This is a genomic window from Salipiger marinus, from assembly GCF_035481585.1.
Lineage (GTDB): Bacteria > Pseudomonadota > Alphaproteobacteria > Rhodobacterales > Rhodobacteraceae > Salipiger > Salipiger marinus.
The window spans coordinates 79,131-91,103 of record NZ_JAYKSL010000015.1 but is presented as its reverse complement, the minus strand read 5'-3'; the positions used below and the strand labels follow the sequence as shown (position 1 = coordinate 91,103).

Below are 11,973 nucleotides of genomic sequence, written 5' to 3'. Positions count from 1 at the left end.
TCAGACCCCCGGAGGCGGCGGGGGCGGCATCACGGTAAACAGCTGCGCCAGCTCCGCCACATCCTCCGCCCGCTTCCAGCCATCCTGCCCTTGGGTCCAGACATGGCTGTCGCGGCGCAGGCTGCCTTCGGTGACCATGCGCCCCAGCCGGGCCTTGGAAAACGGCCCGCTGGTCGCGCCATTTTCGGCGATGTGCCAGACATGTTCCACCGGCGGCGGCGGGGGCGGCGGCGGCGCTGCCGCCTCGGGGCGGGCGCCCCAAGGTCCGGGCTGCGCGCCTGCCTGCTGTGCCCCGGACATCTGCGCGCCCATGGCCATGCCCAGCCCGGCGCCAAAGCCGGTGCCCATGGCCTGACCGGCGGCGGAGCCTTCGGCCGCCAGCGCCTCGGCGGCCTGAAACTTGGTATAGGCGTCCAGATTGCCGATCACCCCCATGGAGGTGCGCTTGTCCATCGCGCGCTCCACCGCTGCGGGCAGGGAGATGTTTTCGATGTAAAGCTCGGGCAGGCTCAGCCCGTAGTCGGCGATGGTGGCGGAAATGCCTTCGGCCAGCATCCGGCCCAGATCGGCGGTGTTGGCGGCCATGTCCAGCACCGGAATGTTGGAACCCGCGATGAGGCGGGAAAATTCCTGCACGATGATGTTGCGGATCTGGAAGCTGATCTCGTCGGAGGTGAATTCACCATCCGTCCCCACGATTTCGCGCAGGAAGCGGGAGGCGTCGCTGACCCGCACCGAATAGGTGCCGTAGGCGCGCAGCCGCACCGGGCCGAATTCGGGATCGCGGCAGATGATCGGGTTCTTGGTGCCCCATTTCAGCCCGTTGAACCGGGTGGTGTTGACGAAATACACCTCGGACTTGAAGGGCGAGCGAAAGCCGTGATCCCAATGCTGAAGCGAGGTCATGATCGGCATGTTGTTCGTCTCGAGCATGTAAAGCCCGGGGGTGAACACATCCGCAAGCTGGCCTTCATGCACGAAGACCGCTGTCTGGCCCTCGCGTACCGTCAGCTTGGCGCCATACTTGATCTCGTGGCCTTCCCGTTCGAACCGCCACACCATCGTGTCGCGGGTGTTGTCGGTCCAGTGGATGACGTCGATGAACTGGCCGGAAAGGAAATCGAGAATGCCCATGGGGGACTCCTTGTATCAGCTGGATCCCGGCGGTGCGGTCAGCCGGGTGGCAAGCTCCTGCACGATGGGGCGCACGGTGTCGGCATCCATGCCGGGCTTCAGCCGGGGATCATAAAGGATCTGCAGCAGCTTTTCGTCCATGGAGGTCAGCAGCGCAAATTCGTCATCATCGTTGAAGATGGAGGGCCGCGCCTGCGGGCTGTCATTGCCCAGCCCCAGCCCCTGCGCCACCTCTTCATGGATGCAGGACCGGCGCAGCAGCGGCGGATGTTCGGACCGGATCACCGCGATCGCCTGCCCGTAGTCATGGCCGTTATAGGTGTCGGAAAAGGCGATCACCAGACAGTGCACGCCCCGCGGCAGGTTGTCGAAGATCGCCAGCGCCGACGGGTTCACGTCGGGCACCAGCGCCTTGATGCGCGGCGCGATCTGCGCGCGGTCATCCTCGCTCATGAACAGCACGTGGAAATTGGCGGCGCTGGACTGCATGGCGATGGGATGGCCGGTGATCCGCGCCAGCCGGTTGACATAGCCGGTCAGTTCGTTGCGCGCCTGCACCTGCATGTCGGCGGGCACATGGGTGCCGAATTCGGCGGTGACGCGCACGGGCTTGAGCCATTTCTTGACCCGGCCCAGTTCCCCCTTGGAGGGGCGCAGCCCCTGTCCGCGCTCGTATTCCTCGGCCAGCGCGATGCGTTCGAAATTGCGCTGCAGCATGGTGTCGGTCACCGGCGTGTCGGCGCCGCCGCCATCGGTGCGCAGCAGCCCGCGCGCCAGCAGATCGGTCTGCACGCGGCTGTAATAGGTTTCCAGATCGACGCTGGCCAGCGACCGGCGAAGCGGCGCGGGATCGGGCGCGGGGGGCTCCGGGGCTACCGGGGCAGGGCGGGACGGCGGCGCCACCACGGGGGGGCGCGGCGCAGGCTCGGACCCGCCGCAGGCGGCCAGCGCCGCGCAGAGCAGAGATGACAGCAGAAGCCGCCCGCGCCGCATGGCTCAGGCCCCGGCCGGAACGGAGGTGGCGGTGGTGTCACCGGTGCCGGTGCCGCGCGCCTTGGCCGAGGACAGCGTGTCGCGCAGATCGCCTTCCATGCGCTTGAGCTCTTCTTCGGCCTTGGCGCGGCGGGCCTTGCCCTCGTCGGCGATGCGCAGGCTGTCCTGAATGGTGGCGATCAGATCGGCATTGGCCTGTTTCACCGCCTCGATGTCGAACACGCCCCGCTCCATCTCGGTGCGGATGGCGGTGTTGCTGTCGCGCAGGTTCTTGGCATTGGCGGTCAGCAGTTCGTTGGTCAGGTCATTGGCGTCGCGCACCGCAGCGGCGGCTTCGGCGCTGCGCTGGATGGTGACCGCCTGCGCCAGCTGGGTTTCCCACAGCGGCACGGTGTTGACCAAGGTCGAGTTGATCTTCGTCACCAGCGACTTGTCGTTTTCCTGCACCAGCCGGATGGACGGCAGCGACTGCATGGTGACCTGCCGCGTCAGCTTCAGGTCATGCACCCGGCGTTCCAGATCGTCGCGCGCGGCGCGCAGGTCGCGCAGCTGCTGCGCGGTCATCACCTGCGCGTCGGGGCTGGCGGCCTGCACCTCGGCCTCCTTTGCGGGGATGGTCACGTTGTCCAGTTCGGCCAGCTTCTGCTGGCCCGCCGCGATGTAAAGCGCCAGCTCGTCATAGAACTGCAGCGTCTTGTCATAGAGCAGGTCCAGCGACTTGATGTCTTTCAGCAGCGCATGTTCGTGCTTCAGCAGCGTGTCGGTCACCCGGTCGATCTGTGCCTGCACCTGTTCATAGCGCGCGGTGAACTTGGCAAAAGGCGCGGAGCGGCCCACCAGCTTTTCCCACCAGCTCTGCTTGCGGCGCACGTCCAGCTCGCTGACCGAAAAGCCGCGGATGGTGGTGACGATGTCGCGCAGGCTGTCGCCCGCAGGCCCCACATCCTTGTTGCGCACATCGGCCAGCATCGCCTGACTGATTTCCTGCAGTTCGGCCTGCGCGGCAGAGCCGAAGGAGACGATGGACTGGGTGTCGCCCATGTCGATCTCGTCCATGCGGGCGCGGATTTCTTCGCTCATCTCGGGGCTTGCGGTCTCCAGCGACACGACGTCCTCGGCGGGGGAGGGATCCGGCAGCACGACCGAATTGACCTCGTCCACAAGCGCCACGGCATCCTGTGCTTTCGTTTTCACTTGGTCGGACATGTCCATTCCTATCTGTTCTGCGGCATCCGCTCAGTCGAGCCGGACGCCGTCGCGTTGCAACCGGCCGCGCAGCACGTCGATTTCGACGGTCAGGTCGGCATTGCTGTCCAGCAGCAGCTTGCGGGTCTTCTGCCCGAAGCTTTGTTCAAGATCGGTGAGCAGCTGCATAAAATCTGCCTTGGCGCCCGCATCCTGCGTGCGGCTGTAGATGTCGGCAAATTTCACCGCCGCATCGCGCGCGCCCATCAGGTAGACGCCCAGATAACGCCGGGCACCGGACAGATCGCGCGGATCCTCCTCCACCGTGCGGATCAGCGCCTGCGCGCTGAGGTGAAACCGCTCCACCCGCGCCTCCACCTGACGGTCGCCGGAGCGGCGCGCCGCCTCTTCCATCGCGGTCAGGTAGGCTTCGGCCTCGTCGACCACGCGCGAAACGCGGCCCTGCTGAAAGGTGTCGACCCCGTCCAGCCCCTTGTCGCGCAGCGGATCAAGCCCGAAGGCGCCCAGATGCAGCGCGCCGGCAGAGGCGCCATAGATCAGCGGCGCCAGCAGGCCGGGATCAGCCTTGAAGGCGGCGAGGCCCACACCGGCCCCGGCAAGCAGGGCGGCAAAAATCTTGCGCGGGATGGCGGGACGGCGCGCGACGCGGCGCGAGTCATAGGCCGCCTGCGCGCGCAGCCCGTCGCGCAGCAGCCACGCCCCCAGCAGCAGCGCCCCCGCCCCCAGAAGGCCAAGCGCCAGCCCGGTGGCCCCGTCATTGAGCGAGGTGGCGGCCAGCACGATGGGCGGAAAAAACAGCACGTTGGACCGGGCGCCCACGGGATCGACCTTGGCGCCGTGATACTGCGGCGGCGTCTCCTGCGGGGTTTCGGGATCGGGGCGGCCGGGGCTGTGTTTGCCGCCAAATCGCTGCGCCATGGTCAGAGCCCCCCCAGCCAGCCGGAAGAGACCCCGAAGAGGAGCACGATCAGAAGCACATAAGCGACCTTGCGCAAGGCCTTGTCGGACATGTCGCCCCCTGGCTGGTCTTCCTCGGTTCGGTCAGGAACTTAAGGGCTTAGCGCGCGATTTGCTAGGGGAAAGCTTTGACAATGCCGGGCAGTCGGCGATCACGCGGCGCGGTGGCGGTACATCCTTGTCCAGAGCAGGTCCGCCTCGATCTCGAAGGCGTCGCGGCCCTGCGCCAGACCGGTTTCGCGGGCACGGTCCTCGAACGCCTCGCCAAGCGCTGCGATCCGCGCCAGATAGCGCAGCCGGGCCTTGGCGCGGTCCTCCGTCTCCCATGCGGCGTGCAGCCGGTTATTTTCGGCGGCGAACAGTTCCAGAAACCGCGCGACGGGGCGGCGCAGGCGCTTGGCCTCGGCGGGATCTTCGGACAGGGCGCGCAGCAGCGCCATGACGGTGATCCGCAGGCCTTCGGCGCGTCCGGCGATTTCGGCATCGCCAAGGCTTGCGGCCTTGTCCACCTGCTGTTTCAGTACAGCCTCGACCCGCCCCAGCGCAGCCTCGATCTGGGCCCGCCGCGTGCGGTCCTGCACGGCGGTGCTGCCGCGCAGCGGATCGCGGCCAAAGGCGGCAAGGCTCAGCGCCATGCCAAGCAGGCCAAATCCCAGCGGCAGCCAGAGTGTTGCAAAATGATGCCCCGCCAGCAGCAGCAGCGTCAGCCCGATCAGCGCCGATCCGATGGTCTTGCGCGGCAGGCGCGGCGGGCGGGCGGATCTGTTCTGAAACCAGTCCTCCTCCACCTGTTGGCCGCGATGGATCAGCCGCAGCGCCAGCGCCAGCAGCACAAGCTGCAGCACGGCGGCAAAGGCCGAGGTGGCGGTGCCGTGAAACAGCAGCAGGATCAGCGGAAAGGCCGCCAGAAACAGCAGGAGCGGCGCTGCCTCAAGCGGGCCGCTGCGCCTTTTTCGGGCCGAAGGGGGGACGGGGTGGGACATGGCCGGGCTCCGTTACTGATAGCTCAGCGCAAAGATCAGGATCCACAGCGCCGCAAAGGCGGTGCGGGCACCCAGATGGCCGTCACCGCGCAGACGCGTGGCCGCCAGAGCCAAGGCCTGCCACGTGTCCTGCGCGATCATCCGCAGGTTTCCCAGCACCAGCAGAGTGGTGGCACATAGCACAATAAGGGCGAAGATCGATGTCATGCCCAAAGACTGGCGGCGAATCCGGGCAAAATCGCGGCATCACTCTGGCGCCGCGCGGGTTTTTTTCACCAAGATTAACAGAGTGTTACATTGAACATGTCAAGGATGGGGCAGGGCGGGCTCAGCGCTTTGGCTTGCCCCCCGGTTTCGGGCCGGGCTTGCCCCCCGGACCACCCGGCTTGCCCCCCGAACGGCCCGCCGGTGCGCCACCGGGCCTGCCAGCGGGCTTGCCGCCGGGGCGGGGTGCTGCGCCCGCAGCGGATCTGGCGGTAAAGGTCTTGCCCGGACCGGAGCGCGGGCCGGTCTCCGCATCCCGCCGTCCCATGGGCTTGCCTGCGCCCGCGCCTGCACCTGCGCGCGCCATAGGCTTGCCGGTTTCTGGATCGCGGCGGCCAAAGGTCTTGGCGGCACCCGCAGCGGGGCGGCCTGCCGGTTTGCCAGTCTCCGCATCGCGGCGCCCCATCGGCTTGCCCGCGCCCGTGCCTGCACCAGCGCGCGCCATCGGCTTGCCGGTTTCGGGATCGCGGCGGCCAAAGGTCTTGGCGGCACCGGCGCCGGGGCGGCCTGCTGGCTTGCCGGTCTCCGCATCCCGCCGCCCCATGGGCTTGCCCGCGCCCGCGCCGGGGCGGCCCGCCGGCTTGCCAGTCTCTGCATCGCGGCGCCCCATGGGTTTGCCCGCGCCCGCGCCTGCGCCAAAGCGTCCCGCAGGTCTGCCGGTCTCGGCGTCGCGACGCCCTGCGGTCTTGGCCGCGCCTGCGCGCGCCATGGGTTTGCCGGTCTCCGGATCGCGCGGCAGGCCGGGTCTGCCCGGACCGGGGCCGGGTTTGCCGCTGCGGCCCGGCTTGCCGGGTCCGGGTTTGCGGGTGCGCGTCGGCTGCGGCTTTTCGGGCGGCGGCCCTTCAAGCCCCAGCTGGTCGCGCATCACCTTGGGGCGCACCTCGATCACCTCGCCGGGGTTCATCTGGCCCAGCTGGAACGGCCCGTAGGACACCCGGATCAGCCGGTTCACCGTCAGCCCCACATCGGACATGGCGCGGCGAATCTCGCGGTTCTTGCCTTCGCGCAGGCCCACGGTCAGCCATGCATTGGCACCCTGCTGGCGGTCCAGCGTCACCTGCATCGGCTGGAAGGCCTGACCGTCCACCACGATGCCGGCGCGCAGCGTCTCCAGCATCGCCTCGGTGGGGGTGCCGTTGACCCGGACCCGGTATTTGCGCAGCCAGCCGGTGGAGGGCAGTTCCAGCTTGCGCTTGATGCCGCCATCATTGGTCAGCAGCAGCAGACCTTCGGAGTTGAGGTCAAGCCGCCCCACGCTCAGCACCCGCGGCAGATCCTCGGGCAGCTTGTCGAAAATGGTCTCGCGGCCCTTTTCGTCGCTGTTGGTCGTCACCAGCCCGATGGGTTTGTAATACATCCACAGCCGCGCCGCCTCGGGTTCGGCCAAGGGCGCATCATCCACGGTCACGCGGTCCTTGGCGGTGATGTTCAGCGCCGGGCTGTCGATCACCTTGCCATTGACCGCCACGCGGCCCTCCTCGATCATCCGCTCGGCATCGCGGCGGCTGGCCACGCCCGCGCGGGCCAGCACCTTGGCGATGCGGTCGCCTGCGGCGGCGGAGGTGGGGGTCTGTTCGGGGGGCGAGGGGGGTTTTTTCATGCTGCCCTCCTACTGCATCGCCGGAGTTTGGGGAAGCCGTCTCGCACGGGGGAAAGCCGTCTCGCCAAGCGGCGGGCTTCGCGCTATGCCCGGCCCATGACGTTCCGCAGCCATATGGATCTTGCCCTGTCCGAAGCGCGTGCCGCCGCCCTGCGCGGCGAGGTGCCGGTGGGGGCCGTGGTGGTGTCGCCCGAGGGCCGGGTGGTGGCACAGGCGGGCAACCGCACCCGCGCGGCGCATGACCCCACCGCCCATGCCGAGATCGTGGCGCTGCGCGCTGCCTGTGCCGCGGCGGGGTCGGAACGGCTGCCGGGGCATGATCTTTACGTGACGCTGGAGCCGTGCCCGATGTGCGCCGCCGCCATTTCCTTTGCCCGGATCCGCAGGCTGTATTACGCCGCCTCCGATCCGAAATCGGGGGGCGTGGCGCAGGGGGCGCGGGTGTTTGCCCATCCGCAGTGCCATCACGTCCCCGAGGTTTATGACGGCATCGCCGCCCCCGAGGCGGAGGCGCTGCTGCGGGCATTTTTTGCACAAAGGCGGGAGTGACGGATGCCGCGGGTGATCCTGTTCAACAAGCCCTACGGGGTGCTGACGCAATTCACCGACAAGGGCACGGAGGACAGCCCGCGCCCCACCCTGTCGGAGTTCATCACGCTGCCCGGGGTCTATCCGGCGGGGCGGCTCGACCGCGACAGCGAGGGGCTGCTGGTGCTGACCGATGACGGGCGGCTGCAGGCGCGGATCGCGGATCCGAAGTTCAAGCAGCCGAAAACCTATCTGGTGATGGTCGAAGGCACCCCGGAAGAGGCGCAGCTGCAGCAGCTGCGGCAGGGGGTGACGCTGAAGGACGGGCCGACCCGCCCGGCGCGGGCACGGCTGATCCCCGATCCCGAGCTGTGGCCGCGCAACCCGCCGGTGCGGTTCCGCAAGTCGGTGCCGGATGCGTGGCTGGAACTGACCATCACCGAAGGCCGCAACCGGCAGGTGCGGCGCATGACGGCGCATGTGGGCCTGCCCTGCCTGCGGCTGGTGCGCTGGTCGATCGGCGACTGGTCGCTGGACGGGCTGGCCCCCGGCACATGGCGCGACGCCTAGTTGGAGACGTTTTCTTCCAGCTGCAGCGGGGCGGGGTTGATGTAGTCGATCACCCCCGCTGCGGGATTGTCGGGCTGCACCGTGTCGCGGAAGGTCTGGGTCATGCCCTCGGCCACCAGCAGCTGCACGGCGGCGCCGGGCTGCATGACGCCGGTGGTCCAGCTGTCATCGGTGGCGGTGGCCGACATGGCGATGTCGGAGTCGTTGCGGAACACGATGGTGTCGCCCAGTTCGGGATAGACGTAATCGGGGAAGTAGCCGTTGCCCATCATCAGCACCTCATGCTCGGCGGCGGCGAGGGGCGCGGCGAGGCTTCCCAGCATCAGGGCCAGAGTCGTGATCTTGCGCATCCTTGCGTGCTCCTTCTGCGGCACAGGGATCCCCATCCGGGACGGACCGGCGGATAGCGGAAAACTGGGGCAGAATTTGGGCGATGCGGCAGGGCCGGGGCCCTGCCGCATCCTCCGGGACGGCGCGCCCGGTCAGGCGTGGGCCAGTTCGACCTGCACCACATCGGTGCGCCCGGTGGCAAAGGTGGCGGCACAGCTTTCGACATAGAACTGCCAGCTGCGCAGGAAGGGTTCGCCATAGCCCAGCTTGCGGATGCGGGCGCGCTGCGCCTGCAGGGCCTCGGCCCAGATCCGGCAGGTGCGGGCGTAATGCTGGCCAAAGGCGAAATTCTCGCGCACCACCAGCCCGGCCTTGGACGCCTCGCGCGCGATCATCGCGTCGCAGGGCAGCATGCCGCCCGGAAAGGTGTAGTGCCGGATGAAATCGGTGCGCTGGCGATAGAGCGAAAATTCCGCGTCCGGAACGGTGATGGCCTGCACCATGGCCCGCCCGCCCTCGGCCAGACGCTCTTTCAGCGTGGCGAAATAGACCGGCCAGTAGCGTTCGCCCACCGCCTCGATCATCTCGATGGACACGATGTTGTCGAACCGGCCCTGCACGGCGCGGTAATCCTGCAGGCGGATGTCGGCGCGCCCGTCCAGCCGCGCATCGGCATAGCCTTTCTGGCTGGGCGACAGGGTGATGCCGGTGACATGGCGCCCCGCCTCGGCGGCGCGTTCGGCAAAGCCGCCCCAGCCGCAGCCAATCTCTAGAATGCGCTCGCCCTCGGGCAGGCGGTTCAGGATGCGGTCGTATTTGCGCGCCTGTGCTGCGGGCAGATCCTCGTCTCCGGCGAACAGCGCCGAAGAATAGGTCATGCTGGGGTCAAGCCACAGCTGGTAGAATTCGTTGCCCACGTCGTAATGCGCGCGGATGTTGCGCGAGGCGCCGCGCAGCGAATTGCTGCGCAGGATCCGGTCCACGATCCGGAACCGCAGCCGGGCAAAGATCCCGGGCGTGGCGTAATGATCCAGCGCATCCAGATTGGCCAGCGTATAGGCCACCAGCCGTTCCAGCGAGGAAGTGTGCCACATCCCCGCGACAAAGGTTTCGCCAAAGCCGACCTCGCCCCGCGCCAGCATGGCGGGCAGCACGGCCCAGTCGGTGATCTGCACATCGGCCTCGGGGCCGTCGGTGCCGAAATGGTGCACGGTGCCTTCGGGGGTGGTCAGCGTCAGCCGACCCTCGGTGGCCTGTTCCAGCGTGGCCAGAAAGCGGCGTTTCATCAGGCCTGTAATCGGCAGTTTCATCAGCTGACCTCGTGATCGGGGGGCGCGGGCCGTTTTCGGTAAGCCGCGCCCTTCAGTTTCAGTCGAAGGGCATTCCAGTAGATCAGCGCCACAACCCGCAGCGCCCCGCCGGGGCGCCGGACCAGCGAGGCTGCCAGATCGCGCGTGCGCAGCGGCAGGACCGGGCCGGACATGGCGGCGATCAGCCCTTCGGTGCCGTCGATCTGGATGATGCGGATGGCGATGCGTCTGTCCCCAAGCGTAAAACGGAAATGATAGGTGCCGGAGATGTCCTGAAAAGGTGACACGTGAAACACCTTGGTCGCGGTCAGGTCATCCTGTGGCGTGATCGGGACAAATCCGGGCAGATGGCACAGGTAGCTGTGGCGGTCGCCGAAGGTGTTGTTGACCTCGGCGATCACCGCGCGCAGATGCGGCCCGTCCAGCGCCAGCCAGAAGCTGACGGGGTTGAACCAGAAGCCCAGAAAGCGCGGCTGCGCCAGCAGCGCCACGGTCAGACCGGTGCAGTCGAGCCCGGCCTGCGCAAAGATCTCGCGCGCCCAGACCACGCCGCGCCCCTTGCCGCGCGGCCCGCCATGATCGCGGTCGCGCAGCGAGGCAAGGTTGAAGCCGTTGCGCGAAAACAGCGGCTGGCTGCGCGCATGATCGGGATCCATCAGCAGGAACTCCACCGCATAGCCGAAGGCATGGCGGATGGCGCCGCGCCGGGCATGGGTGACCTGCGCGGGCAGCCGCAGCACCGCGCCCTGTTCCAGCCGCGCGGCAAGGGGCAGGGTGGCCGCGGTCACACCCGCTCCGGCAGCATGTGGCGGGCGATGCGCACCGCGCTGGCAAAGCCGTCCTCGTGAAAGCCGTTGCGCAGCCATGCCCCGGCAAACCATGTGCGGTTGATGCCCTGCATCTGCGCGATGGTCCTCTGCGCGGCCAGCGCCGCCGGGTCAAAGACGGGATGCCGGAACACCGTCTCGTCATAGATGGCCGACTCGTGAATGATGCCCTGCGGGTTGAGGGTCACGAACATCGGATCGCTTTCGGGAATGTTCTGCAGCTTGTTCATCCAGTAGGTCACCCCCACAGAGGCGCCGGGCTGCGGGTTGCGTTCGGTGCGAAAGACCCACGAGCTCCAGCAGCGGCGGCGCTGCGGCATGGCGCGCGGATCGCGGTGCAGCACGGCGCGGTTGGGCTGGAACCGCACCGCGCCAAGGGCCGCCTGTTCCTCGGGGCTGGCATCCGCCAGCATGTCGAGCGCCACATCGGCATGGCAGGCCAGCACCACCTGATCGAATTCGCGCGGGGTATCGTGATCCGCCTTCAGGGTGATCTGCGTGTCGTCCCTGCTGACGCTGCGCACCGGGGTGCCGCTGCGGATCTGCACGCCGCGCGCGCCAAGCGCCTGTTCCAGCCGCGAGACATAGGACACGCTGCCCCCCGACACCGTCCACCACTGATGCTGGCCCTTGGGCGACAGCAGCGCGTGGTTGCGCAGAAAGCGCATCAGCGTCTCGGCGGGGAAATCGCCGATCTTGCCGGTGGGGGTGGACCAGATCGCGCCGCAGATCGGAAAAAGATAACTGTCGCGGAAGGCCTGACCCAGCCGCAGCTCGCGCACCAGATCGGTGATGGTCAGCTCCGGGCGGCCTTCGGCCACCGCCTCGGCCCGCGCGTTGAAGCGCAGGATGTCCCGGATCATGCCGTGAAAGGTCGGATTCAGCAGGTTTCTTCGCTGTCCGAACACCGCATCGCCCGACCGCAGGGCATATTCCAGCCGCCCGCTGTCCAGCGAGACGCCAAAGCTCATGTCGCTGCGTTCCACCGGCACGTCGAGATCGCGGAAGAGCGCGGTCAGATGCGGATAGTTGGCATAGTTGAAGACGATGAAGCCGGTATCGACGGGCTGATCCCCGGCGCGCCCTGCCACCACGGTGCGGGCATGGCCCCCCAGCCTTGGCGCGGCCTCGTAAAGCGTGACCTTGTGACGGGCCGCCAGCAGCCATGCGCAGGCCATGCCGGAAATGCCGCCGCCGATCACCGCCACACGCTGCGGAGAGCCAAGAGAAAGATCGAATGCCACGCGTCACCTCCGTGTGGATACGGGAAT

At 67.9% G+C, this 11,973-nt stretch carries 13 protein-coding genes; 2 read left to right on the top strand and 11 right to left on the bottom strand.

The window, feature by feature from the left end; translation table 11 throughout:
- The 7 genes from VK682_RS18595 to VK682_RS18565 form a co-directional block, all read right to left on the bottom strand.
- On the bottom strand, positions 1–1,134 hold the full coding sequence (locus tag VK682_RS18595; protein WP_230797275.1) for an SPFH domain-containing protein: 1,134 nt from the start codon (positions 1,132–1,134) through the stop codon (positions 1–3).
- Positions 1,135–1,149: 15 nt separating this feature from the next.
- Positions 1,150–2,127 carry a DUF2927 domain-containing protein gene (locus VK682_RS18590; RefSeq protein ID WP_230797273.1) on the bottom strand — a complete coding sequence of 326 codons (978 nt, stop codon included), beginning with the start codon at positions 2,125–2,127 and terminating at the stop codon, positions 1,150–1,152.
- Between the two features lie 3 nt (positions 2,128–2,130).
- Positions 2,131–3,333, bottom strand: coding sequence for a toxic anion resistance protein (locus VK682_RS18585; protein ID WP_089849087.1), 1,203 nt, complete (start codon positions 3,331–3,333; stop codon positions 2,131–2,133).
- A 30-nt stretch (positions 3,334–3,363) separates the two neighbouring features.
- The gene (locus VK682_RS18580) at positions 3,364–4,251 is read right to left on the bottom strand and encodes a 5-bromo-4-chloroindolyl phosphate hydrolysis family protein (RefSeq protein ID WP_089848919.1); all 888 of its coding nucleotides are present in this window, start codon (positions 4,249–4,251) and stop codon (positions 3,364–3,366) included.
- Positions 4,252–4,442: 191 nt separating this feature from the next.
- Entirely contained in the window at positions 4,443–5,273 is an 831-nt protein-coding gene (locus VK682_RS18575) for a hypothetical protein (RefSeq protein WP_230797271.1), read from the bottom strand.
- A gap of 12 nt (positions 5,274–5,285) precedes the next feature.
- Positions 5,286–5,480: a hypothetical protein gene (locus VK682_RS18570; RefSeq protein WP_089848923.1), complete on the bottom strand. Its 195-nt coding sequence runs from the start codon at positions 5,478–5,480 to the stop codon at positions 5,286–5,288.
- 121 nt (positions 5,481–5,601) lie between these two features.
- The gene (locus VK682_RS18565) at positions 5,602–7,137 is read right to left on the bottom strand and encodes a pseudouridine synthase (protein ID WP_324782324.1); all 1,536 of its coding nucleotides are present in this window, start codon (positions 7,135–7,137) and stop codon (positions 5,602–5,604) included.
- A gap of 96 nt (positions 7,138–7,233) precedes the next feature.
- Here VK682_RS18565 and VK682_RS18560 point away from each other — a divergent pair, with 96 nt between their 5' ends.
- Both VK682_RS18560 and VK682_RS18555 read left to right on the top strand, forming a co-directional pair.
- Positions 7,234–7,686, top strand: a complete 453-nt coding sequence (locus VK682_RS18560; protein ID WP_324782323.1) for a nucleoside deaminase — start codon at positions 7,234–7,236, stop codon at positions 7,684–7,686.
- A 3-nt stretch (positions 7,687–7,689) separates the two neighbouring features.
- A complete protein-coding gene (locus tag VK682_RS18555; protein WP_324782322.1) occupies positions 7,690–8,235 on the top strand; it encodes an rRNA large subunit pseudouridine synthase E in 546 nt (181 codons plus the stop codon).
- On the opposite strand, the gene VK682_RS18550 is transcribed toward VK682_RS18555, so the two are convergent.
- The 4 genes from VK682_RS18550 to VK682_RS18535 all read right to left on the bottom strand — a co-directional run bounded on the left by VK682_RS18550 (position 8,232) and on the right by VK682_RS18535 (position 11,946).
- Positions 8,232–8,585 carry a cupredoxin domain-containing protein gene (locus VK682_RS18550; protein WP_089848931.1) on the bottom strand — a complete coding sequence of 118 codons (354 nt, stop codon included), beginning with the start codon at positions 8,583–8,585 and terminating at the stop codon, positions 8,232–8,234. The two genes, VK682_RS18555 and VK682_RS18550, sit on opposite strands and share 4 nt — an antisense overlap.
- A 132-nt stretch (positions 8,586–8,717) precedes the next feature.
- A complete protein-coding gene (locus VK682_RS18545) occupies positions 8,718–9,875 on the bottom strand; it encodes an SAM-dependent methyltransferase (RefSeq protein ID WP_230797269.1) in 1,158 nt (385 codons plus the stop codon).
- On the bottom strand, positions 9,875–10,663 hold the full coding sequence (locus VK682_RS18540) for a DUF1365 domain-containing protein (protein ID WP_324782321.1): 789 nt from the start codon (positions 10,661–10,663) through the stop codon (positions 9,875–9,877). Before VK682_RS18540 ends, VK682_RS18545 begins: the two co-directional genes overlap by 1 nt.
- Positions 10,660–11,946, bottom strand: coding sequence for an NAD(P)/FAD-dependent oxidoreductase (locus VK682_RS18535; RefSeq protein WP_324782320.1), 1,287 nt, complete (start codon positions 11,944–11,946; stop codon positions 10,660–10,662). Before VK682_RS18535 ends, VK682_RS18540 begins: the two co-directional genes overlap by 4 nt.
- Positions 11,947–11,973 lie beyond the last annotated feature (27 nt).